We start from the raw sequence: 23,135 nt of genomic DNA, 5'->3' as shown, positions 1-23,135 counted from the left end.
CAATGGAGCTTTACGAACACTACCTCGACTCCCTCGCCAAAGTAGCCGTGCACGTAGGACTGAACCTCCAGGAGGGCCAGGAGCTGCTGATTACCGCCCCCATCGAGGCCGTACCGCTGGTGCGGAAAATCACCGAGTACGCCTACAAGGCCGGGAGCCCCCTGGTCAGCGTGCTCTACGACGACGAGGCCGCCCATCTGCTGCGCTTCCAGCATGCCCCCGAGGCCTCCTTCGACAAAGCGCCGCAGTGGCTCTATAACGGCATGGCCGAGGCCTTTCAGGCTGGAGCAGCCCGCCTGCATATCGCCGGCAGCGACCCCAACCTGCTGGGGGGCCAGCCCCCGGAAAAAGTAGCCCGGGCCAACCGGGCCCGCTCCCTGGCCTACCGGCGGGTGCTCGAGCTCATCACCACCCACCACATCAACTGGAGCATTGTGGCCTATCCGCAGCCGGCCTGGGCCCGCGCGGTATTTCCCGGACTGTCCGAGCAAGAGGCTGTTCGGAAGCTATGGGAGGCTATTTTCAAGGCCTCGAGGCTCGACACGCCCGATCCCGTGGCCGCCTGGAAAGCCCACAACCAGCGCCTGGCCGAGCGCGTGGCCTACCTGAACCAGAAGCGCTACCACGCCCTGCACTTCAAAGGCCCCGGCACCGACCTGCTGGTGGGCCTGGCCGAGGATCACCTCTGGGCCGGCGGGGCCGTTCAGGCCAAAAACGGCGTGGTCTGTAACCCCAACATCCCCACCGAGGAGGTGTTCACCGCACCCCACAAAGACCGCATCGAGGGCGTGGTGCGCAGCACCAAGCCGCTTTCGTATCTGGGGAGCCTGCTCGAGGATATCGAGGTGCGCTTTGAGAAGGGCCGCGTGGTGGAGGCCACTGCCAAAAGTGGGGCCGACGTGCTGAACCGGGTGCTGCAAACCGACGAAGGGGCCAAAAGCCTGGGCGAGGTGGCCCTGGTGCCGCACGCCTCCCCCATCTCGCAAAGCGGTCTGCTGTTTTACAACACCCTCTTCGACGAGAACGCCGCCAGCCACATCGCCCTGGGCCAGGCCTACAGCGAGTGCATCCAGGGTGGCAGCCAGCTCAGCCCCGAAGAGCTCGAGGCCAAAGGGGCCAACCGCAGCCTCATTCATATCGATTGGATGATCGGCTCGAGCGAGATCGATGTGGACGGCATCACCGCCTCGGGGCAGGCCGAGCCACTGATGCGCAAGGGCGAGTGGGTTTAGGGGCTGGCTTGCTCGAGGTAGCGCGCCCAGGCCGCCAAGGCGTGGGCTAGAGCATAACCCCGATTGGTCAAAAAACGAATGGCGCGGGGCTTTTCACCCCTGTGGCGGCTTGGGTAGCGCGCCAATAAGGCCAGCGCCTCTTCGACCGGGTCTTGCTGGGCCATCTGCGCAGCCAACACCCGGTCTACAGTCTCGCTCGAGACCCCCTTCGACAAAAGGGCCCGGCGTAGCTTGGCCGCGCCCCACCTGCCTGCATACAACCGAACATAACCTTCGGCGTAGCCGTGGTCGTCGAGGTAACCCCGCTGTTTAAGGCGCCCAAGGGTTGCCTCCACCACTTCGGGCGGGGCTCTACGGGATAGTTTGTGGCGCAGGGCTGCCTCCGAGTAAGCCCGGGCCCCCAGCAGCCGCACCGCGTATAAAAACAACCCGTCGGGGTTCTCCTGCTTCATCTGCCTGATTATGCCCTAAGCAGAATGAGAGTCCTTAGCGGCCCTCACACTTGACGCTCGGGCGCGAACCCTAGACACTAGACTGAGCCATTTATGGCTCGCCAGGCTCCGTATGCGCGTCTTTGCCATCGCCGATATACATCTATCCAAAGCCTTCCCTAAGCCGATGAACATCTTCGGGCCGGAATGGGAGGGGCATCCTGAGGCTGTGTTCGAAGAGTGGCAAAAAGTAGTAGGTGAGGATGACCTGGTCATCGTGGCTGGGGATATCTCCTGGGCCATGAAGCTGCCCGAAGCCATGCTCGATTTAGCCGACCTGGCTAAGCTTCCGGGTATCAAGGTGCTTTTGCGCGGGAACCACGACTACTGGTGGCCCTCCATCAGCCGTCTGCGGCAGGCGCTGCCCCCCCGCATGCACGCTTTGCAGCACGACTCGCTGGTCATCGGCAATCTGGCCATCGCCGGAAGCCGTGGCTGGGACACCCCCGGCAGCTATAACTTCACCCCAGAGGACGAAAAAATCTACAAGCGGGAAGTAGAGCGGCTGGGGCTTTCACTCAAGACCCTTCAGGGGCACGACTACCAATACCTGGTGCTGGCTTTGCACTACCCCCCTTTCGGCCCCACCGGTGGCCCCACCGGCTTCACCGAGCTTATTGAACGCTACCGGCCCACCTGCGTGGTGTACGGACACCTGCACGGGGCCGACCCAGAAAGGCTGCCCAAACACTGGAACGGCATTCCCCTACACTTTGTTTCGGCGGATGTGGTGCGGTTCAGGCCCCAGCTCATCCTCGATACGCCCCATCAAACCCACACCCACCAGCCCACACGCTGAGAGCCGGCATCTGGAGTATCATCCAGGCATGATTACCGCGTTTGTCTTGATTCAGACCAGCCGCGAGTCCACCGCCGAAACCGCCGAGGCGGTGGCCGAGATCCCTGGGGTGGCCGAGGTCTACTCAGTTACCGGTGAGTGGGACTTGGTGGCGATTTTGCGCTTCAAAGACTTCGAGCAGCTCGACGACATCGTAACCCTGGGGTTGCGCAAGCTAAGGGGCATTGAACGCACCCAGACCCTCCTGGCCTTTAGAGCCTACTCGCGCAAGCTGCTCGAGCAAGGCTTCAATATCGGCGGCGAAGGTCTGTAGATATCCCATGTTCCGCTTCTTCATGCTGATCCAGCTCGGGCTCATGCTGGTCGGTTCCGTCTGGATGGAACTGGCCGGTTATGCTGCCGTAAAGAGCCCCGATCCCCTGCGCGATAGCCTGGTTTTCCTGCTGCTTTTTTGGGGGTTGATGGGCCTCGAGCGGGTGTTCTCCCTACTCTTCCCCAGAAGCTTCCAGGCCGCTGAGGCCCTGCACGGTCAGCTTGGAACCTTGATGCGCACCCAGGGCATCAGCCACCACCAGGCTCTGCTGCTGGCCCTGGCCTCCGGGGTGGGTGAAGAGCTGTTTTTTCGTGGGGCCTTGCAGAATGCCCTGTGGGGGGGCTGGCTGGGGGTTTTTCTTCAGGCGGTGGTGTTCACCGCGCTGCACCCGGTTCCCGATCGCAAGGCCTGGAGCTATCCGCTGTTTGTCTTTTTGGGTGGTCTGGGCTTTGGCGCAGCCTATCTGCTCACCGGAAGCCTGATTCCGGGGATGCTGGCCCATTATCTACACAATGCTCGAGGCTTTTATCAGTTGTTGGATCAGCCAAAGGCCGGCGGTCAAATTTAGCGCGGTTCCTGGAACGAACCCCGTCATTCTCAAGGTTGCAATAAGCGCTGTGCATCCTCGAGCAAATCACAAAAAGCACTATTCTGATATGCTTTTAGAGCTATGGCATACCAAAAAATCTCGGTTCCCGCTGGCGAAAAGATCACCATCCAAGATGGCAAGCTGCACGTGCCCGATCAACCCATCATCGGCTTTATCGAAGGCGACGGCACCGGCCCAGACATATGGCGAGCCGCCCAGCCGGTGCTGGATGCGGCGGTAGCCAAGGCCTATGGGGGCAGACGCAAGATAGCCTGGGCCGAAATTTATGCAGGCGAGAAGGCCAACCAGGTTTACGGTGAACCCATCTGGCTCCCGGAAGAGACCCTCGAGTTCATCCGCGAGTACCTGGTCGCCATCAAAGGCCCGCTCACCACGCCGGTTGGGGGTGGGATTCGCTCCATCAACGTCGCCTTGCGCCAAGAGCTCGACCTATACGCCTGTGTACGCCCGGTGCAGTGGTTCGAAGGGGTGCCCAGCCCGGTGCGCCACCCCGAGCTGGTCAACATGGTGATTTTCCGAGAGAACACCGAGGATATCTACGCTGGCATCGAGTTTCCCAAGGACAGCCCCGAGGTTAAACGGTTCCTCGAGTGGTTCGAGGCCGAGTTCCCCAAGTCCTACGGCAAAATTCGCTTCCCTCAGACCGCCGGCATCGGTATCAAGCCGGTATCGGAAGAGGGCACCCATCGCCTGGTCGAGGCCGCTATCAACTACGCCATCGACAACGACCTGCCCTCGGTCACCCTGGTGCACAAGGGCAATATTATGAAGTACACCGAAGGCGCCTTCCGCGACTGGGGGTACGCCCTGGCTAAAAGCAAGTTTGGCGCCGTAGACCTCGACGGGGGCCCCTGGCAAACCATCACCAACCCCAAAACCGGCCGGCAAATTATCATCAAGGACATGATCGCCGACAACTTCCTGCAGCAAATCCTGCTGCGGCCGGCCGAGTACAGCGTGATTGCCACCCTTAACCTCAACGGCGACTACATCTCCGATGCCCTGGCCGCCCAGGTAGGGGGCATTGGCATCGCGCCCGGCTCCAACGTCAACTACTACACCGGGCACGCGGTGTTTGAAGCCACCCACGGCACCGCCCCTAAGTACGCCGGCAAAGACCAGGTTAACCCCAGCTCGGTGATCCTCTCGGGTGAGATGATGCTGCGCTACATGGGCTGGACGGAGGCCGCCGATCTGATTATCCAGGCCATGACCAAGACCATCGCACAGGGCCGGGTTACCTACGACTTCCATCGCCTGATGGTGGCCGAGGGCCGCAACGCAACCCTGCTCAAATGCAGCGAGTTCGGCCAGGCGCTGATCGAAAATATGTAACCCGCACTTCCCTGGCCGCCCACCGGGTCATCCGGTGGGTTTTTCGTTACGTCCACACCAAAAAGCACGCCCCGATGCTTTATAATGTTGGTATAAACACCTTTCGTTACCAGCGTTGAGGGGGGCTTAATGGTACAGATTCTTTTTGTGCTGGGCTTGCTTTTAATGGTGTACAACACCTACACCGGCCTTCAGATCAAGGGCCTGGCGCCGGGTGGCATTATCGGGGAACGGCTGACCCAGCTCAACGCTCTAATCGTCTTCTTTGCGCTGGGGTATCTGCTGGTGGGTGTCCTGACCTGGAGCCGTCCGGCCGATACCCTGCTGGTCATCATGGCTTTGATACTGCTTTTTGGAGCGATCTTTGTGTTGCTGGTACTTCGGCTGGTGCAGGCCATACTAAAGGCGCTCGAGGGTTGATGCACTACTACCGCCAGACCAGCAAAGCCCTGGACATCTTCCTCAATCGGGAGGAGCGGCTGGTCTACACGCTGTGCCGCGAAGCGGTCAGCGACCAGCTCCTGGCCCAGCGCACCCAGCTCGCCCCGGAGGTTCTGCAAAAATTACTGGCCCACCTGCTCGAGCAGGGCCTGATCGAAGAGGTAAGTACAAACCAGAAGCCAGCCAGCCCACCCGCAAACCCATCTGATCAGCTAGCCATAACCAAATCCCGGCTGCTGACCATCCTTCAGGAGGAACTGGGGGGGCGCGCCTCCCAGTTTGCATCGGAGGTCGAGGGCAAGGAGGATCTGAGGGCGCTGGAAGAGTGGAGCCGCAAGCTGGTGCTCAAGCTTCGGCTCACCATGAGCCAGAAGGCCGCGGATGCACTCGAGGCCCGTCTGCGGTCGCTTTTTAGCTAGCGCAGCTCCACGCTGTTAAAGTTCTAGATGCACACCCTGCAGGCGACGGGTCATCACCTGCGCGTACTCGATCCAGTCGGCCAGGGCCTGGTTGACCGACTGGCGCATCAGAAACTCCCCCGGCGACAGGCGCTTCAAAAGCAGGAACGGCGGGCTGCTGAGGCTCTCGAGCACCCTTTGCAGGTGGTCGGCCTCGAGGTTCAGCTCCCGCGCCATGGGCATCAGGTCGGCTAGCAGAAAGACCTGCTGGGGCGGGTAATCGGCCAGCAAGGTAAGAACCGCTGAGAAGTGGCTACGATCCCGCAGCACGCCGGAAATTTCGCGCTCGAGGGTCTGGATGGCTTCCAGGTCGACGCGCCCCTCCCGCAGCAGCCGTTCGACGTCCAGCGGCCCCAGCGGAAAGGCAGCGCGCAGCTTGTTCAGGCGCTGCAAGGCTTCGGGCGAGACGTAGCCCAGGCCCGCCTGGGTCAAACCGGAGGGCCGCACGGCGGCTATCTCGGCCAGGGCCTCGGCCCTGGAAGACTCCCCAGCCACCATCGCCGCGTACTGCACCCGCCCCTGCTGGCGGTAGGAAAGGAGTTCTTTGGCTTCCATCTCGCCAAATTTAGCCAGGGCCAGCAAGAAGGTTCGGCGGCCCAGAGCGGCCCTGAACACCCAGGGTGCGGCGCTCGATTCACGGGAAAAACCCAAAGCCTCGAGGTCGGCGGAAAAGGCAGGCACCTCGCTGGGAAATGGTTTGTGGGGGTAGATGAGCTCTTTGGGGTAGGGCGTAACCCGCACCCGCTTCTCGGGCCTATCGGGTGAGGGCTCGGGGGGCTGGGGCTTCGGACGCTCGGCCTCGGTCGGGCGGGGCCGGGCCGGTCTGGCCACGGTCGTCAGGGCCTCCAGCACAATCTCGCTGCCCTCGAGGTGCAGCACAATTTTGTCGTTGACCCCCAGCCGGCGCTTCGCATAGTAAGGGGCCAGGCCCTCGAGGCGGTTCTGCGCCCAGTTGATGGGGGCCTCGTAGACTTCACCTTCTTCGTCCCGCAGGGCAATACGCTCTTTACCCTGCAAAAAAACCCGCAGGGGCTGGGTTAGGCTCATGGTGCCGGTATTCAGGCAGGTGCTGGTGAGGACGTAGCGCGCAATCATAGGTTTCCTAACGGGCCATGAAGGCTAGTTGACTGGTCGGAGCGGGATGGCCTGCGGTGAGCATGTAGTACATTTCATGGGCCACCTGAAGGGTGGTCTCCACGTCGCCCATCGCACGATGGCGGGCGGGAATTGGCCCCAGGTCGAAGGCCCAGGCCAGGGAATCCAAACCCCGCTTGGTCAGCCCTGGCAGGGCCTTACGGGCCCAGTGTATCGTGTCCACCACCGGATTATCCAGGCGATAACCCAGACGCTTGAAGCGCGGTTGCAAAAAACCCAGGTCGAAGCTGGCGTTCTGGATGATCAGGGTGGCGTTATCCAGCAGGGGCCAAGCTTCCTCCAGCACCGTGTAGATATCGGCCGCATCCCGCACATCCTGGCTGCGGATGCCGGTCAGTCGGCTGATAAAAGGCGGAATCAGCACGCCGGGATTGACCAGTCGCTCAAACACGGTGCGGCGGCCGTTCTCGAGGCGAATCAGGGCCAGCTCGATAATTTCGTGGTCTGTGGGCGATAGGCCAGTGGTCTCAATATCCAGCACCACCACCGCTTCGCCCTGGGCAGGAAAACTGTACTTCCACTCCCACAGGCCCACCCCGGCGCCTAGGCGTTCAAAACGCCCATCCAGCAGGTTGCCGATCAGGTCGTTGAGCCAGGCGCCTTTGGGCCAGCCCTGCAAAGCCAGCACCTGCTCGGCCAGCAAGCGCTCAGGAAGGTGGCAGCCGGCGCTGCGCAGGTGACGGACGAGTCGGGTTGAAAGGCGGTAGTGGGTGGGACTCATGGATTGGGGCATCGGCGATGCGTGCAACATAGGCACGAAACCTCGAGGGCTTGGAAGGAGACCAGTTCAAACGCCCAAAAACATTATCGAGTTCACCGGATAATCCGAGGGTCTCGGAGGGAGTATACCGCAGTTTACGCGGATATGACAGGGCTTGATAGGTGTTAAAGCAATAACATTAAGCAGCCATTGAGGGCCTTATATAGCCGCGCGGGCGAAGGCCCGCTCGGTGGCCTGTTCAAAAGCGTTGGCTGCTGCAAATATCTGCTCGTCGTGCAGGGCCTTGCCAATAAGCTGCAGCCCCACCGGTAGGTGACCTTCAAAGCCCGCCGGGATGCTCATGGCCGGCAGTCCAGCCAGGTTGACAGCCACGGTATCGATGTCGGCAAGGTACATCGAGAGGGGATCGGTGGTTTTTTCGCCCAAGCGGAAGGCTGGGAATGGGCTGGTGGGGGTCAGCAGCAGGTCGGCTTCGCTAAAGGCCCGGTCGAAGTCGGCCTTGATCCTGGCCCGGGCCCGCAAGGCCTTACCGTAATAGGCCTCGTAGTAGCCCGAGGAGAGCACAAAAGTACCCATCAGGATGCGCCGCTGCACCTCCGGGCCAAAGCCGTGTTCGCGGCTTTGCATCATGGTGGTGGTGCTGTCATCGCCAGGCACCCGCAGGCCGTACAGGGTTCCGTCGTAGCGCGCAAGGTTCGAGCTGATTTCCGCCGTGTTGACGATGTAGTAGGCGGCCAGGGCGTATTCCAGGGAGGGCAGGCTCACCTCCACAAAGCGCACCCCCTGGGCTTCCATAACCGACCGGAAACGCTCGAGCGCTTCCAGCACGCCCGCGGAATTGCCCACGGTCAGGGCTTCTTTGACCAGGCCAATGGTGAGGCCCCGGCTCGAGGCCTGTAAGGCGGCCGCAAACTGCGGCTGTACCTCCAGGCTGGTGCTGTCCATGGGATCGTAACCGCTTACCACATCGCTCAGCAAGGCCAGATCCTGCACCGTGCGGGCCATCGTACCCACCTGATCGAGGCTGCTGGCTGTGGCCACCACCCCGTAGCGTGAGATGCGGCCATAGGTGGGTTTAAAGCCATACACCCCGCACAGCGCAGCCGGCTGGCGCACGCTCCCGCCGGTATCAGTGCCGAGCGCCAACGGAACCATGCCGGCTGCCACCGCGGCCGCTGAGCCCCCCGAGGTGCCCCCAGGAACCCGTTCGGTGTCCCAGGGGTTGCGGGTAGGGCCGAAGGCCGAGTACTCGGTGGAAGAGCCCATGGCGAACTCGTCCATGTTGGCCTTGGCCACCACCACCGCCCCGGCCTGGCGCAGTTTTTCCACCACGGTCGCGCTGTACGGCGGCACAAAATCAGCCAGCATCCTGGAGCCACAGGTCGTCGTCAGGCCCTGGGTGCAGATGTTGTCTTTCAGTACAACCGGAACCCCAGCCAGGGGTAGGGGCTCACCGCGGGCGAGCCGCTGCTCAACCAAGGCGGCTTCTTGCTCGGCCTGGGGATTCAGGCGGATCAGGGCATGGAGCCGGGGCTCGAGCTGTGCGATCCGCTGCAAAGATGCAGACACCACCTCTTGGGGTGAAACCTGGCCCGACTGGATATTTTTCACAATTTCGTGTGCCAGCATACCGCCCCATGATAAGGCGCATCCGGCCGATCTGGGATACCGGGCCTCAGGGGCCGACCAGAGACCGATTGAGGAAGTCCACGGTGCTCCGGGCCACCCGGTTCCACCCCTCTTCGGCCGGAATGGTGGCCGGTTGATCCCCCCGCTGGGGGCCGTAAGCTCCAAAACCGGCATGGTTGAGGCCGGGGATGGTCTCAGTTTGGGTATTCTTGGGAAACTTGGACAGGCTGGCCTCGAGCTGCTCCTTTCGAATAACCCCGTCGCGCTCACCAAACAAGGCCAGGGTGGGTGTCGCCTTATCCGAAAGGTCGTTTTGGGGATACGCCGCCCACATCACCAGCGCCTGGGCCCCCGGATTGCTCTGGGCAAAGTTGGAGGCCACCACCCCACCCAAACTATGTCCGCCCACCGCCCAGGGGAGCTGGGGGGCCTCGGCCATGGCCTGGCGGGCCTTGCCCTGCTCGGTGACGGCCAGATTAAAACGCACCCGCAGCAGGGCCACCCGATAGCCATTGGCCGCAATCCTGCGCAAAACCGGGGCGTAGGCCTGGGGCTCGACCAGCCCCCCTGGGTAAAAAGCCAGACCACCTTTGGCAGCCCCCTGGGGAATAAACACCCAGCCATAGGGCCTGTCCTGCACCAGAACCTGGTTATCCGAGACCAGGGCCTCGAGCGCCACCTGCGCAGGCGGATAGGGGGCCAGGGCGCGCCGGGTGTACCAGACTATAGCAGCGGCAAAAAGCAGCAGTCCGCCCAAAAAAACCAGCCAAAAGACACGGTATTTGTTCATAGCAGTAGAAAACCCCAGGAATTACTTGGAAACCCGCCGCTGGTAATCTCGAGGCCATAAACCCTTTAGTCACCGATGGCCGGACTGGCGGCAAGCCGCTGCTCCTCGCGCAGTTTTTCGTAGCGCCGCCGCTCGAATAGATAGAAGGCTGCCGGCACCACATAGAGCGTCAACAGCATGGAAACCGAAACCCCACCCAGGATGATAATACCCAGCGGACGGCGGAACTCCGAGCCTTCGCCGGCCGCGGCGATGAGGGGAATGGAGATCATCAGCACCGTGAGGGTGGTCATCAGGATGGGGCGCAGGCGCAGCCGCCCAGCCTCGACCAGTGCGTCGTACAGCGACCTTTCACGGGCCTCACGCACCGCAAAGTCGAGCAGCAGGATGGCGTTCTTGGTAACCAGGCCGATCAAAATCACCACCCCCAGCACCGAAACCACATCCAGACCGCTCCGGAAGAAGTACAGGAACCAGAAAGCCCCCACCAGGGCCAGCGGTACCGGGAGCAGCAGGTACACGGGGTAGCGGAAGGTGTTGAACTGGCTCGAGATCACCAGGAAGTTGAGCAGCAAAGCCAGGCCAAAAGCGATGGGCGCGCTGCGGGCCAGGTCGCCCACAAAAGCGGTAGAGCCCTGGGTTTCCAGCCGCACCCCATCGGTAAAGACCCCGGCCTTCTCCAGCTCCTGCTGCACCAGGTTGGCAAGCTGGAAGGTGCCAATCTCCGAGTCGGGCGCCCGGTTGGCGTTGATACCCGCCGAGAAGGCCTGGTTGGTGCGCGAGAGCTGGGCGGGGGTCTGGCGGTTCTCAAACTGCCCCAGGCTGCCGATGGGCAGGGTGCTCCGCAAGGCGGGTGCGGCTACCGGCAGCGAAAGCAGACTGGACTGGTCGGGCACGAAGCGGGGATCGGCCCGCACTACGATGGGAATATCGTCGCCACCCGAGCGCACATTGCCCGCCTCGGTACCGGCGTTGTAGATGCGCAGGGCCTGGGCCAGGTCGTTGGGGGTGAGGCCGGTGCCAATAAGCTTGCTGGGGTTGGGCACCAGCACCCGCTCGGTCGCGGTCTCCTCGAGGCTGCTGCGCACGTCAATCAGGTAAGGCAGGCTGCGCATGACCTCGAGCACCTGGCGGTTCTTCTCGGCCAACAGGGTGGGGTTGGGTGCGGTCAGGGTAAACTGCAGGTCGGCCGCCCCACCCGGCCCCCCTTCCGGCACCGTCACGCGCAGCTCGGCCTCGGGGCGATCCTCGAGCAGGCCCTGCAAGGCCTCCCGGTAGATGGGCAGCAGGCTGTACACATCCGGCCGCTCGTCTCTGGGCACCAGCTCCACCACGATGCGGGCCCGCTCGGGGTTGCCCGCCCCCAGGATGTTCTGCGAGCTACCCACCGTGTTGAGCACCGCCCGCACCTCGGAGCGGGTCAGCAACCAGGACTCCAGGCGGCGCGAAAGGGCATCGGTTTCCGACAGGGCGGTGCCTTTGGAGAGCGCCAGGTCGATGTTGATCTGCCCGTTGTCGTTTTTGGGGGTGAAGTTGAAGGGAATTCTGGGGGCCACATAGCCGATGCTCAGGAAAAAGCCCAGCCCCACCAGCAGCACCAGGCCGCTCCGCTTAAGCGCCGCGGCCAGACTGCGCGCGTAAAACTCCCTTAAGGCCAGGAAAACCCCCTCCGACGCCCCATGCAGACTGCCCGCGATGGCGCCGGCCAGGCCAAAAACCACCGAAAACAGCCAGCGCACCGGGGCCAGCAGGAGGGTCAGGGGGGTTATCAGGATATTGAACCAGCGGCGCGCGGTGCTGAGGTCGGGCTGGCGGTAGATGTGCAGCCGCAGCCCCCAGCGCAAGTCCTGGCCCAGACCCAGCAAGCGCTGGCCGAGCTGGCGCCAGGTGGGGGGTTCGGGGTCGGGAAAGTAGGCCAGGCGCACCGTGAGGAAGAAGAGGGCCTCGAGCCAGCTCACCGCAATGGCCGCCGCCAGCACAATGCCGAACTGACGGAAGAACTCACCGATGATTCCCGGCAAAAAACTGATGGGCAAAAACACCGCCAAAAGCGAGAGGGTGGCCGCCGAGACCGCCGACAGCACCTCGGTGGAGCCCTTGAGCACCGCCTGCAGGTTGTCGTAGCCCATGCGGCGGTAGCGCTCGATGTTCTCCGAGAGCACGATGGAGTCGTCCACCACAATGCCCACCGCCACAATAAGGGCCAGCAGGCTGATGATGTTGAAGGTAAAGCCCAGCAGGCCAAATACAATCAGCGCCCCCGACATGGTGATGGGGATGGCCAGCACCACACTGAAGACCGAGTTGAGCTTGCCCAGGAAGATCAGGGTGATAAACGAGACGATGGCGGCCACCAGCAACACCTCGCGGAAGGTGTCGTTGACGGTATTTTCGATGAAGGTGGTGGTGTCGCCCACAATGCGGGCCTGATACCCCTGGGGCAGCCGGGCCTCTTGCAGGGTGCGCTTGATGCCCTGGGCCACCGCCACCGCGTTGGAGTCAGGGGTTTTGCGCACGGCCAGCGGAATCACGGGCTGGCCGTTGAGCCGGGTCAGCCGGGTGGGCTCGGCCTGGGCATCCCGCACCACCCCCAGGTCGCTCACCTGGAGGCCGCGGGCCGGGTCAACCAGAATCCGCCCGACGTCCTCGGGGGTGGTGGGCGTATTGCGCAGGGTGAAGAGCAGGCGCTGCCCCTGGTCGCTCTGGGTTCCAGCGGGAATGGCCAGGGCCGAGGCCTGGATGGCGGCCACCACCTGGGCCGGGGATAGGTTGTAGGCAGCCACCTTGTAAGGATCGAGCAGCACCTGTATCTGCCGGTCGGGAGCACCCTGCACCTGCACATCGGCCACTCCGGAAACGAGCTGCAAGCGGGGCTTGAGCACGTCGTTGGCGTACTTAGCCACCTCCCGCAGATCGCGCCCATCGGCCGATAGGGCGATAAAAAGAATCGGCGAAGCCGCGGGGTCAAAACGCTGCACCACCGGGGCTTCGGCCTCACGCGGTAGCTGCCCGCGCACCGCCGCCACGCGCTGTGAGACATCGGTGGCCACCCGGTTGATGTCCTGGCCGAACTCAAAGGAAATCACCACCTGTGAGAAGCCCTCGCCGGAGATGGAGGCCACCTGATCGAGGCCCGCCAGGGTGGAGACGGCATCCTCAATGGGGCGGCTAATCTGCTGCTCGACCTCTTCAGGCCCGGCCCCCGGGTAGGCGGTGGTCACGGCCACCACCGGAATTTCGAAGCGGGGCAGCAAGTCCACCCCCACCCGGCTGCCGGAGATCAGACCAAAGAGCACCATCGCCAAAAAGATGGCGGTGGAGAAGACAAAGCGCCGGACAAAAAAGGCGACTACTGGGTTGACAGGTTTGTCATCATTCGGGCGTTCTGGCTGGCTCATACCCCCCCCTGCGCAAAGTCTGCTCCAGGCTCGCCCAGTAGCGTCTTAAAGCCCTTCACTGCACCACCTCCACTGCATCGCCGTCGCTGAGGCTCGAGGGCACCGGGAAGATCACCGGCTGGCTGCCCAGCCCATCCACCGCCACCTGGGCGCCGGTATCACCCAAGACCCGCACCGGGGTTCGTACAGCCTTGCCCTCCTGCACCACAAATACGTAGGTGCTGCGGCCCTCGGTGCGCAGTGCCCCGGCGGGTAGCAGGTTGCCCTGGGCCAGGTTGAGGGTATACCGCACCTGTGCGCTGGCACCGGGGGGCAGGTCGCCCTCCACCTGCGCGGTCAGCTCGACGAGCCGGTCGGTGCCGGGCACCTCGCTGCTTTTAATCAGGGTGGCGGGGTAGCTGCGCCCCCCATAGATCAGTTCGACCTTACGACCCATCGGTAGGCTGGCGGCCTCCTCCGGGGGCAGGCGGAAGCTGGCCTCGAGCCTCGAGGTATCGGCCAGCCTGAAAACCCGCTGCCCCACACTCACAAACTCACCGGGGTTCACAAAAATTTCCGCCACCACACCGGCAAAAGGGGCCTTTACCTCGGTATCGGCCACGGCCCGCCGGGCCTGGCTGAGCTGGTTCTGGGCCTGTTGCACCTGCAGCCGCAGCAAGGCCAGGTCTTCGCTGGAGGCCCGCTGGGCGCGGGCCAGGTTCTCGCGGGCGTTGTCGAAGGCGGCCTTGGCCTGGTTGTAGGCGGCCTCGAGGCCGGTCAGCTCCACCTGGGCAATGGCCCCGGCCTGGAAGAGTTGCTGGCCTTCCCGGTAGCGCCGCTCGGCCACCTGAAGGTTGGCCTGGGCCGATTCCAGGCTGGCCTGCAGGGGGGCCAGGGAGCCCGCGGTCGAGCGCTGGGCCCGCTCGAGGTTCACCTGGGCCTGCTGCAAAGCCAGCTCGGCGTTGCGCAGCGCGATCTGGGCGTTGGCTGGGTCAAGGCGCAGAACCACCTGGCCCTGGGCCACCTGGCTGCCCTCGCTTACCGCTACCTCCAAAACTTTACCCGAGGCCGTCGCCCCCACCTGGCTCTCGCGGGCTGGGGAAAGAATAGCCCCGGTTGTGCGCACCGTGCTGAGCACCCCACGCGCCGGCTGCACCACCCGCACCTTGACGCTGCGGGCCACCGCTTCCTCAGCAGAGGTAGGGCTTTCGCTATTCGCTGCCCGGCGCGGCCCGCAACCGGCCAGCAAGAGCGCGACCACCCCCAACCACAACCAGATCTTGTTGCCAGGCCGACCCATTAGCGACCTCCGGCCAGCAGGCTGTAGTAGGCCCGCCAGTAATTCCCCAGGGCTTGCTGGGCGGCCAGCTCGGCCTGGATGAAAGACAGCTCGGTCTGCAGGTAAGCCACCTGGCTGATCAGGCCCGCATCCAGGCGCTTTTTATCGTTGGCAAGGGTTTCACGGGCGTTGGCTAGAGCAGCTTGCTGCACCGAGAGGGCCCTGGCGGCCGCCTGAAGGTTCTGGAAGAGCGAGTCGTACTGCAGGGCCAGGCCGCGTTCAATCTCCCGGGCGCCAGCCGCTGCCTGTTCGGCCCGCGCTTTGGCCGCCTCGATATCGGCCTGGGCTGCATAGCTGGGGTCAAGCAGTTCAACCTGAAGCTGGGCCAGTTCGGCCCGCTGGCGGGCCTGTAGCACATCGGGGTTCTTATTCAGAAGCCCCTGTACCACACCCGCCTCTGGCATGGCCGGGGGGTTGGGCAGGGGGGCCAGCGCCTCAAAAGCCCCCACCAGGCTGCGCAGCGAGGCCTGGGCCAAGGCCAGGCCATTCTCAGCCCGGCTAAGGTTGCTGCGGGCCTCTTCCAGGCGGTTCTGCGCGTTGCGCACATCCAGCACCGTTCCAGAACCATTGCGCTGGCGAATCTGGGCCACCTCCACACCGCGGGCCGCGACCTCGAGGGCTTTCTGGGCCAGACGCACCTGTACCTGGGCCTCGAGCACCTGGGCGTAGGCCCCCACAATGCTGCTCTGGGCCTGAACCACCGCGCGCTCGTAGCTGGCCTGGGCCAGAGCTGCGCGCTGTTCAGCCTGCACGCGGCTGGGGCGGGTTAGCAAAGGATCAGACAGCACCCTTTGCAGGTTGGTGTTGGCATCGTCCAGCTCGGCCTTGGCGGCTATCACCGGGGCCTGCGCGGTGGCTTTAGTCAGCGCCGCCTCGAGACTCAGGCTCTGGGCCTGGGCCAGGGCTAGGGACAAGAGTAGGGTCAGCGGTGTAACAAAACGGGTGGCAACGGCCATTTTCATCGGTTCACCTCGCTAAGGGGCAGGGCATAAAAACGGTAAATATCTAAAATGCGCTGGGTGCGGTTCAACTCGGCCTGCTCGACCCCCAGCCGGGCCTGGGCCAGGGCCAGCTCGGCCTGCAACGAGGCCAGCGGGCTGGACAGACCCAGCCGCTCGCGCTCGCGGGCTTCGGCCAGGCTGCGTTCAGCATCGGTGCGGGCCTGCAGGGCGTTGGCCAGGTTTTGCTCGGCGGTCTCCAGCGAAGCCCGCAACAAATCTTCCTGCAGTTTGCTGTTGCGGCGGGCCGCCTCCACCGCCTGCCGGGCTGCCTCCACCTGCTTTTGCGCAGCCTCGAGGGCATCCACCACCCCAAAAGCGATGTTGGCCGAGAGCCCAATCTGCAGGGTTCCCACAATTCGATCCTGTGGGGCGCTGCGCCCCGGCACCTGGTTGGTGTAGCTAAGCGAAGGTTGCAGGGTGCGGGAGTTAATCGAGAGGGTCAGCGCATCGCTGTCGGAGGTGTTGCGGGTGTAACTGCCCTGCACCACCGGCAGCACCCCCCGCACGGCCCGGTCGTAGGCGATCTGGGCATTGATGAGTTGCAGCTCGGCCTGCCGAACCTGGGGCGGAACGCCGCCGCTGGGCACAGCCAGCCGGGGTGGGGTGGCGCTCTCCTGGCCGATCAGGTCGGAGAGGCTTTGCCGGGCCAGGGCCAGGTTGCGCTCGGCGTCGGACAACTGAAGGGCCGCCTGCCGCAGGCTGGCCTCGGCCTGGCGCACCTCGCTCTGGCTGGCCGCCCCCCGGCGCTCGCGCAGCCGGGCGGCCTCGAGGCTGGCCTGGGCCAGCCGCACACCCAGCCGGGCGACCTCGAGGCCCGACTCAGCCAGCCGCACCCGCAACGCGGCCTCCACCGCCTGGGCCTCGAGCTGGGTACGGGCCTGGCGCAACCCCAGGGTTGCCTGCTCAACCCCCAGGGCCGCCTGGTTAGCGGCATCCGACACATCGCCGAAAGGGAATGGGGTGAAGGTCAGGCCCAGGGTAACCTGCCGGCCATCGGTGGGCAGAACAACGCACTGCGGGTTGAGGGGGTTGGGGCAGGTGGGGGCGCCGGGGGGTGGTGTCACCTCAAAAAACGAGAGCCCGCCCTGAAGCTGGAAGCTCACCGGGCTCAGGGTGGCCCGGAGCTGGGCCTGGGCCGCCTCGAGGCCCAGGCGGGCCTGCAACAGCGTGGGGTGGTTTTCCAGCGGCGCAAAAAACCCCTGCGCCCATCCGGGGCTCACCCCCACCAATGCCACCCCCATAAAGGCCAGCAGAAGCCTTCGTTTCCGGCCCGAGGGGTTACTCATAGTCCATCTCCTGTTCATGCTCCCAGGAAGCCAGGCCCTTGCCTGGGCTCAGATCGATGATCTTGCGGTAGCTTTGGGTGATCATGGAAAGCTCCTCCGGGCTGAGCCGCCCAAATCGCTCACGCGAGAACGCCCGCCAGCGCTCGCGCATCTGCTCAAGGAAATCTTTCCCAGAATCGGTCAGCAGAATGCGCACCTTGCGCTTGTCGCTGGTATCCAGCTCACGCCGCACCAGACCGCGCTCCTCCAGGCTCGCTAAAAGCTGGGACACCCCTGGCGGGGAGGCGTCCATCACAAAGGCCAGGCTCGAGGGCTGATCGATCCCCTCCGAGATGCACATCAGGGCAAAGGCCTGCATCAGCGAAACCCCCAGCCCTTCAAAGGCTTTCTGCTGGTCAAGCCGCATCTGCCACACCACGTGGGTGGTCAGCCGCCACAGCTCATCCAGCTTTTCATCCAAAATATTCATACCCATGAAATATTAGACCTACTAATAGGTAAGGAAAGCGGCTTTCGCTACACTTTTCACGAAAAGGCTTTTACCCAGCAACAAATTATTCGTCAGGGCATGGTAAGCTACAGGCAAATGGGGGAAAAAAGCTTCGAAGAGCGGGAGCTCATTTTAGAGCTCTTTCCTGGAACCTCCCCGGAGCTCTGGCCTCCGGGGGAAATCCTTTATTACCGGGATCAAGAGGCGCGGGTGCATATCGAGGAAAGCCCACTGCACCTGATTTTAGAGCCCCTCGAGCCCACCGGTAGCACCACGCCCATCGTCTGCGCGGCCTGCCACCGCCATATTTCACGAGCCGCCGCACAATTTTTCCGCTTTGGGGTGGGTCAGGATGCCCGTCACTTCCGGTACGTGGCCCTCTGCCGGGACACGGAAAGCTGCTCTGGGATAGCCCCACCAGCGCGTTTGAGGGAAATCCTGCTGCGGGGTATACTACCTTAGCGCGACTTGAAGACCCCTCTCAGACGGGGCCAAGGCAACTTTATAAAGGCTCGGCAATCCGCCGGGCCTCTTCCAAAGCCAGGCTAACTCATACACATCTCAGGTCGGTAACGCAGCATCGGTAGCGATTGTGAACAGGCGCAAAACGCCAAATTTCAAAAACCTTCAGGAGGCCGGATGGCACGCGAAGTCAAGTTGACAAAATCGGGATATGAACGACTGGTGGCCGAACTCGAGCAGGAACGGGCTCGGCTACAGGATGCCACACGTATATTGCAGGAGCTGATGGAGTCCTCCGACGATTACGACGACTCGGGCCTGGAAGACGCCAAGCGCGAGAAAGCCCGCATCGAGGCCCGCATCGACTCGCTCACCGACACCCTCTCCCGCGCACAGATCATGGAGGAAGAGGGTACCAAGGTAAGCCAGGTAACGCTGGGGGCCATCGTGAGCCTACGGTCGAAGGAGGGCGAGATCATGGAAGTACAGGTGGTGGCCCCAGCCGAGGCCAGCGTACTCGAACGCCCCATGAAAATCTCTGACGAAAGCCCCATGGGCCGGGCCCTTTTAGGACAACAGGTGGGAGCCAAGGTATTGCTTGAAACCCCCAAGGGTAAGAAGGAATTCAAAATAGAGTCCATCCAGCACTAGCCATTGCCAGGCTTAAGCCCCAATAGCACCCGCTATTGGGAGCTTTTTGTTGGCGCGCTTTGCGAATTGGCCCAGTGCAGCTTAGACTCTAAAAGCTGGATGTGCGTATGCCTGAGTACAGCGAACAGACCCAACAACGCCTAGCCAACCTCGAGGCCCTGGCCGAAGCCGGCTTCGAGCGCTTCCCCTACCGCTTCCCCAAGACCCACGACGCCGCTCAGATTCTGGCCGCCCACGCCGGGGCCGCCCCCCAGCAGGAGTGGCCCGAGGAAGAGGTGCGCGTAGCGGGCCGCCTGATGACCTTCCGTCACATGGGCAAGGCCAGCTTTGCCCACCTGCAAGACCAGAGCGGGCGCATTCAGCTCTACCTGGCCCGCGACATCACCGAGCATTACGACCTGATCAAAAAACTCGATATCGGCGATATTTTGGGGGTTGAGGGTACGGTTTTCACCACCAAAACCGGCGAGATAACCATCAAGGTTCGAAAATTCGTACCCCTGGTCAAGTCGCTCCACCCCCTGCCCGACAAGTGGCACGGCATCCGCGACGTGGAAACCCGCTACCGCCAGCGCTACCTCGACCTGATCCAGAACCCCGAGGTGCGGGAGGTGTTTCGCATTCGCAGCCGTATGGTGCGCTACATCCGCGATTTCTTCGACCAGCGGGGCTTTTTGGAGGTTGAAGGCCCTACCCTGCAGGCCATCGCCGGCGGCACCGAGGCCAAGCCCTTCAAAACCTTCCACAACGCGCTCGATCACGAGTTCAACCTGCGCATTGCCCTCGAGCTGCACCTCAAGCGCCTGCTGGTAGGCGGTTTCGAGAAGGTCTTCGAGATTGGCCGCAACTACCGCAACGAAGGCATCTCGGTCAAGCACAACCCCGAGTTCACCATGCTCGAGGCCTACTGGGCCTATGCCGACTACCACGACATGATGGCCCTGGTCGAAGACCTGCTCTCGGGCCTGGTGCAGCACCTCTTTGGCAGCACCCAGGTGCAGTATGGTGAGCATCTGATTGACTTTGCCAAGCCCTTCAAGCGCATAGATTTTGTTGCCACCCTCAAAGAGCGAGCCGGCCTCGACTTCGACCCCACCGACCTCGAGCGCCTGCGCACCTGGGCCGATCAAAAGCACCCGGAGCTGCGCAGCGTACCCAGTTACAAATTGCTGGACAAGCTGTTCGGGCACTACGTGGAGCACACCCTGATTCAGCCCACGTTTGTGGTGGATGTGCCCTTGGCCATCAGCCCACTGGTCAAGCGTCACCGCGACCCCAGCAAGACCAACCTCACCGAGCGCGCCGACCTATTTGTGGCCGGCTTCGAGATCTCCCCTATTTATTCTGAGCTCAACGATGCCCTCGATCAGCGCGCGCGCTTCCAGGAACAGGCTAAGCGCCGCGAGGCCGGCGACGACGAGGAACCGGAGATCGACGAAGACTTTTTGCTGGCCCTCGAGTACGGCATGCCCCCCGCCGCCGGTATGGGCCTGGGCATAGACCGGCTGGCTATGGTACTCACCAACCAAGAAAGCATCCGCGACGTAATCCTCTTCCCTCTGCTCAAGCCGCGTAAAGAAGCACCCGACCTCGAGGAATCCACCGACCAGGAGTGATCCACCACTAGGTTCAAAAGAAATCGCATCGTGCTCGGCGACGATGAGCGTCGCGTGCGGTGTAGTTTCAATCCTCACTCGAGCTATCGCCCGAGTGCAACCCTAGGAGATTTCCGCGTGTACATCAACTTTGAGGTTTCAATCCTCACTCGAGCTATCGCCCGAGTGCAACACTGTTGGGTCTATGTTGCGGAAATTTTTTAGTGAAGTTTCAATCCTCACTCGAGCTATCGCCCGAGTGCAACGTCAGGGGGCCGGCGCCCTCGCCGGCGCCCGCGAAGTTTCAATCCTCACTCGAGCTATCGCCCGAGTGCAACGTACGCATGAAGGAACTCGTTCAAGCCCTCGCCGTTTCAATCCTCACTCGAGCTATCGCCCGAGTGCAACGCGGTGGAGGCGGCGATTGCCGCCTGCACCTACGCGTTTCAATCCTCACTCGAGCTATCGCCCGAGTGCAACGTGGGGTTGTTGCGGGCCATCACCCTCACGGGCGAGGTTTCAATCCTCACTCGAGCTATCGCCCGAGTGCAACCGTTGACTTCCAAACCGGCACTGCGTCCGTCATTGAGGTTTCAATCCTCACTCGAGCTATCGCCCGAGTGCAACCTATTCTATAGCCAGAAGGGAGGAATATATGAAGGTTTCAATCCTCACTCGAGCTATCGCCCGAGTGCAACCTCTAGAGCGCTCTACGAGCGGGCCATCCACTCTCGAGTTTCAATCCTCACTCGAGCTATCGCCCGAGTGCAACGGGGGCCATCGGGGGGGTCGCGGGGGCCGTCTTCGTTTCAATCCTCACTCGAGCTATCGCCCGAGTGCAACCTGAAGCGCTCGCCGGGGCCCTCCTCCTGGCCGCCGTTTCAATCCTCACTCGAGCTATCGCCCGAGTGCAACAGCCTCATTCTAGCGTGCGTGCAGGACGGGGTTCAAGAGGCCGTTTGCGCGAACCCCCCAAAAAAAGCTTCCGACGCAGGGTGGGGGAAGGTGGAGGGAAAGCGGGTTTTCAATGTCCCCTAGCCAGTTTCTCGGCTTGCGCGAACCCCCCTGGGTTTTGGCACTTGCTTGGGGTTCGCGCGGTTACCTAGCCACTAGATTACCTCACCCTGCACAAACTGTGCATACCCCGCCCCGACGCTGGAGGGCATGAACAAGACACGTTCTGCTCTCGGGAAAAAGCAAATCGGCTGGTTGGTTGCGCTGGTTCTGTTGTTGGGAGGGTTGGCCCTCTTTGCACCGGCTCCGGTGCCGGGGCAAACTGCTGGCGACATTCCCAAATGTTGTGCTGGCGGCTAGGGTGGGCTGGGCAGCCCACCCACGGCTTAGTATGATGAAAAATGCGTGAGGGATCTGGAGCTGCTGGGAGCAAATCTAGAGGCTCTGGCCGAGCAGGGCCGGGCTGATCTGGCCCTGCAACTGCTACAAAACGCCAACGAGCAGCACCAGACCTATCATCAAACCGAAAGGTTTTTGCGCCTGCTGGAGGGTGTGCCAGAGCCTTTGCGGCAGGAGCAGGTTTTTCAGCGCATCTACCTGCAAACCCTGGCTCGAGCCCGAAAGCCAAAGGATGTTCTGGCCTGGTTCGAGTCCAATACCCCTGCCGATGGCCTGCACCTTTATCGGGCCTGGGCCCTTCTTCAGCTCAACCAGAACCAACAGGCTATGGAGGTGCTCCAGAGCCTTTGTGAAGCCTCTGTACCCGATAGGGGGTTGTACTACCGCTGCCTGGGTATGGCGACAAACCGGCTCAAGCAGGCCGGGTGGCAACACTACTTCGAGCAGGCCCGCAACCACCTACAAGGCCATGCCTTAGGGCGGATGTTGCTGGATTATGGCTGGCATCTTTACAGCAGTAACCAGCACGCACCAGCCCATGCAACCTGGGCCGAAGCCCTTATCTACCTTGAAAACGACCCTTACTATCTGGCCTGGACGCATAGCAACATCGGCTATCTTTTACTCAAAAATAAGCCTGCAGAGGCCGAGCAGCATTTTTTAGAAGCGCTTCGTATAAGCCAGAAAAAAGCGGCCAACGGCATTCGTGGACGGGCTTTGCTGGGGCTGGGGATTGTGCGGCGTATGTTCGGCGAGTTGCAGCGGGCCTTGCAAGCCTACCAGGAGGCCTACAAGGCCAGGGGCGATGCCGATGATGCCCAACTGGCCTTGTGGGGCTGGGGTCACACCCTGCGTCTTATGGGCCAGGTTGAGGAGGGTCTGGCTAAGCTGTTGCAAGCCCACCGGATCAACCCTGAGGAGCGCTGGATCGAGCTGGACATTGCCGCGGCCCACCTGATGCTGGGCCACCTCGAGTACCTCGAGCAAAAGCTGCCCTATCTTCGCTCCATCTCGCTCGGGGATCGGGAGAAGATTCAACTGGGCATCCTCGAGGCCGAGTGGCTGCGCTGCAAAGGCGACCTGGCCCAGGCCAAAGACCGGCTGGCCTCCGTGGAAAGCAACCACTTTTGGTTCAGAGAAGAGCTGAGCTGCTTCCCCTTGTTGGCCTCGGCTGTACAGGGTGCCCAGCCCAGGGTACGCGCAACCTACCGGGTAGAGGTGAACCCCTATGGGCGGCTCGAGGTGCGGGTCAACGGTCGGGCTGTACCACTGCCTGCAGTGAGCAAGGCTGGTGAGTTACTGGTGTTTCTCCTGATTAAAGGCGGCTCGGCCAGCCTCGAGGTCTTGTTGGATCAGATTGCCACCCCCGGCAAGAACCCCCGTAAAGCCTTGTGGGAGGTGGTCAATTCCCTGCGGCTGACCCTGGGCTGGAAGGACAGCGTGCGCAGCACTGGGAGGATGTACACCCTCGACCCCGAAAGCGAGTGGGTCTTCCCAACCGAGCCCCCCCTCGACCACCAGGGGCAGATGCTCGAGTTCATGCCGGGCTACTACAGCAACTGGATTGAGGAGTACCGCCAGCAGTGGAATGTCATATAGGGTGGCCC

22 protein-coding genes and 1 CRISPR repeat array are annotated in these 23,135 nt (G+C 62.6%); of the genes, 12 read left to right on the top strand and 10 right to left on the bottom strand.

Features of this window, described 5'->3' with window-relative positions:
* Window positions 1–2: 2 nt before the first annotated feature.
* Complete coding sequence (locus MRUB_RS07660) at window positions 3–1,232, top strand: aminopeptidase (RefSeq protein WP_013013774.1); 1,230 nt, start codon at window positions 3–5, stop codon at window positions 1,230–1,232.
* Here MRUB_RS07660 and recX read toward each other — a convergent pair.
* Entirely contained in the window at window positions 1,229–1,684 is a 456-nt protein-coding gene (gene recX / locus MRUB_RS07655) for a recombination regulator RecX (protein WP_013013773.1), read from the bottom strand. The two genes, MRUB_RS07660 and recX, sit on opposite strands and share 4 nt — an antisense overlap.
* 112 nt (window positions 1,685–1,796) lie before the next feature.
* Between recX and MRUB_RS07650 the strand changes: the two genes are divergently transcribed.
* The 6 genes from MRUB_RS07650 (at window position 1,797) to MRUB_RS07625 (ending at window position 5,640) form a co-directional block, all read left to right on the top strand.
* Window positions 1,797–2,522 carry a metallophosphoesterase gene (locus tag MRUB_RS07650; protein ID WP_013013772.1) on the top strand — a complete coding sequence of 242 codons (726 nt, stop codon included), beginning with the start codon at window positions 1,797–1,799 and terminating at the stop codon, window positions 2,520–2,522.
* Window positions 2,523–2,550: 28 nt separating this feature from the next.
* Complete coding sequence (locus MRUB_RS07645; RefSeq protein ID WP_013013771.1) at window positions 2,551–2,835, top strand: Lrp/AsnC ligand binding domain-containing protein; 285 nt, start codon at window positions 2,551–2,553, stop codon at window positions 2,833–2,835.
* Window positions 2,836–2,842: 7 nt separating this feature from the next.
* Window positions 2,843–3,403: a CPBP family intramembrane glutamic endopeptidase gene (locus MRUB_RS07640; RefSeq protein ID WP_013013770.1), complete on the top strand. Its 561-nt coding sequence runs from the start codon at window positions 2,843–2,845 to the stop codon at window positions 3,401–3,403.
* 102 nt (window positions 3,404–3,505) lie between these two features.
* Window positions 3,506–4,780 (top strand): NADP-dependent isocitrate dehydrogenase, encoded by a 1,275-nt coding sequence (gene icd, locus MRUB_RS07635; protein ID WP_013013769.1) that lies wholly within the window; start codon window positions 3,506–3,508, stop codon window positions 4,778–4,780.
* A gap of 129 nt (window positions 4,781–4,909) precedes the next feature.
* Window positions 4,910–5,200 carry a hypothetical protein gene (locus MRUB_RS07630; RefSeq protein WP_013013768.1) on the top strand — a complete coding sequence of 97 codons (291 nt, stop codon included), beginning with the start codon at window positions 4,910–4,912 and terminating at the stop codon, window positions 5,198–5,200.
* Window positions 5,200–5,640: a hypothetical protein gene (locus MRUB_RS07625; protein ID WP_013013767.1), complete on the top strand. Its 441-nt coding sequence runs from the start codon at window positions 5,200–5,202 to the stop codon at window positions 5,638–5,640. Before MRUB_RS07630 ends, MRUB_RS07625 begins: the two co-directional genes overlap by 1 nt.
* Window positions 5,641–5,655: 15 nt before the next feature.
* Here MRUB_RS07625 and MRUB_RS07620 read toward each other — a convergent pair whose 3' ends face one another.
* The 9 genes from MRUB_RS07620 to MRUB_RS07580 all read right to left on the bottom strand — a co-directional run bounded on the left by MRUB_RS07620 (window position 5,656) and on the right by MRUB_RS07580 (window position 17,446).
* On the bottom strand, window positions 5,656–6,774 hold the full coding sequence (locus MRUB_RS07620) for a hypothetical protein (protein ID WP_013013766.1): 1,119 nt from the start codon (window positions 6,772–6,774) through the stop codon (window positions 5,656–5,658).
* Window positions 6,775–6,781: 7 nt separating this feature from the next.
* Window positions 6,782–7,555, bottom strand: coding sequence for a 3'-5' exonuclease (locus MRUB_RS07615; RefSeq protein WP_036200192.1), 774 nt, complete (start codon window positions 7,553–7,555; stop codon window positions 6,782–6,784).
* A gap of 198 nt (window positions 7,556–7,753) precedes the next feature.
* Window positions 7,754–9,184: an Asp-tRNA(Asn)/Glu-tRNA(Gln) amidotransferase subunit GatA gene (gene gatA / locus MRUB_RS07610; protein ID WP_013013764.1), complete on the bottom strand. Its 1,431-nt coding sequence runs from the start codon at window positions 9,182–9,184 to the stop codon at window positions 7,754–7,756.
* 46 nt (window positions 9,185–9,230) lie between these two features.
* The gene (locus tag MRUB_RS07605; protein ID WP_013013763.1) at window positions 9,231–9,974 is read right to left on the bottom strand and encodes an alpha/beta hydrolase; all 744 of its coding nucleotides are present in this window, start codon (window positions 9,972–9,974) and stop codon (window positions 9,231–9,233) included.
* Window positions 9,975–10,039: 65 nt separating this feature from the next.
* Window positions 10,040–13,372, bottom strand: a complete 3,333-nt coding sequence (locus MRUB_RS07600; protein WP_013013762.1) for an efflux RND transporter permease subunit — start codon at window positions 13,370–13,372, stop codon at window positions 10,040–10,042.
* A gap of 55 nt (window positions 13,373–13,427) precedes the next feature.
* On the bottom strand, window positions 13,428–14,651 hold the full coding sequence (locus MRUB_RS07595) for an efflux RND transporter periplasmic adaptor subunit (RefSeq protein ID WP_013013761.1): 1,224 nt from the start codon (window positions 14,649–14,651) through the stop codon (window positions 13,428–13,430).
* Window positions 14,651–15,652, bottom strand: coding sequence for a TolC family protein (locus MRUB_RS07590; RefSeq protein WP_013013760.1), 1,002 nt, complete (start codon window positions 15,650–15,652; stop codon window positions 14,651–14,653). Before MRUB_RS07590 ends, MRUB_RS07595 begins: the two co-directional genes overlap by 1 nt.
* Window positions 15,649–16,977 (bottom strand): TolC family protein, encoded by a 1,329-nt coding sequence (locus MRUB_RS07585; protein ID WP_013013759.1) that lies wholly within the window; start codon window positions 16,975–16,977, stop codon window positions 15,649–15,651. Before MRUB_RS07585 ends, MRUB_RS07590 begins: the two co-directional genes overlap by 4 nt.
* Entirely contained in the window at window positions 16,970–17,446 is a 477-nt protein-coding gene (locus MRUB_RS07580) for a MarR family winged helix-turn-helix transcriptional regulator (protein WP_015586921.1), read from the bottom strand. The genes MRUB_RS07585 and MRUB_RS07580 overlap by 8 nt, the downstream gene beginning before the upstream one ends.
* Window positions 17,447–17,563: 117 nt before the next feature.
* On the opposite strand from MRUB_RS07580, the gene MRUB_RS07575 reads away from it, so the two are divergent.
* The 5 genes from MRUB_RS07575 (at window position 17,564) to MRUB_RS07560 (ending at window position 23,127) form a co-directional block, all read left to right on the top strand.
* Window positions 17,564–17,929 (top strand): hypothetical protein, encoded by a 366-nt coding sequence (locus tag MRUB_RS07575; protein ID WP_015586922.1) that lies wholly within the window; start codon window positions 17,564–17,566, stop codon window positions 17,927–17,929.
* Window positions 17,930–18,106: 177 nt separating this feature from the next.
* On the top strand, window positions 18,107–18,580 hold the full coding sequence (locus MRUB_RS07570) for a GreA/GreB family elongation factor (RefSeq protein WP_013013756.1): 474 nt from the start codon (window positions 18,107–18,109) through the stop codon (window positions 18,578–18,580).
* 107 nt (window positions 18,581–18,687) lie between these two features.
* Window positions 18,688–20,196: a lysine--tRNA ligase gene (gene lysS / locus MRUB_RS07565; RefSeq protein WP_013013755.1), complete on the top strand. Its 1,509-nt coding sequence runs from the start codon at window positions 18,688–18,690 to the stop codon at window positions 20,194–20,196.
* A gap of 64 nt (window positions 20,197–20,260) precedes the next feature.
* Window positions 20,261–21,090: a CRISPR direct-repeat array (repeat unit 37 nt; unit sequence GTTTCAATCCTCACTCGAGCTATCGCCCGAGTGCAAC).
* Window positions 21,091–21,339: 249 nt separating this feature from the next.
* On the top strand, window positions 21,340–21,489 hold the full coding sequence (locus tag MRUB_RS15790; RefSeq protein WP_155915763.1) for a hypothetical protein: 150 nt from the start codon (window positions 21,340–21,342) through the stop codon (window positions 21,487–21,489).
* Between the two features lie 45 nt (window positions 21,490–21,534).
* Entirely contained in the window at window positions 21,535–23,127 is a 1,593-nt protein-coding gene (locus MRUB_RS07560; protein WP_013013754.1) for a tetratricopeptide repeat protein, read from the top strand.
* Window positions 23,128–23,135 lie beyond the last annotated feature (8 nt).

This window comes from Meiothermus ruber DSM 1279, assembly GCF_000024425.1.
Classification (GTDB): Bacteria; Deinococcota; Deinococci; order Deinococcales; family Thermaceae; genus Meiothermus; species Meiothermus ruber.
The sequence above is the reverse complement of the archived record's forward strand: the minus strand, read 5'-3'. Positions and strand labels throughout refer to the sequence as shown.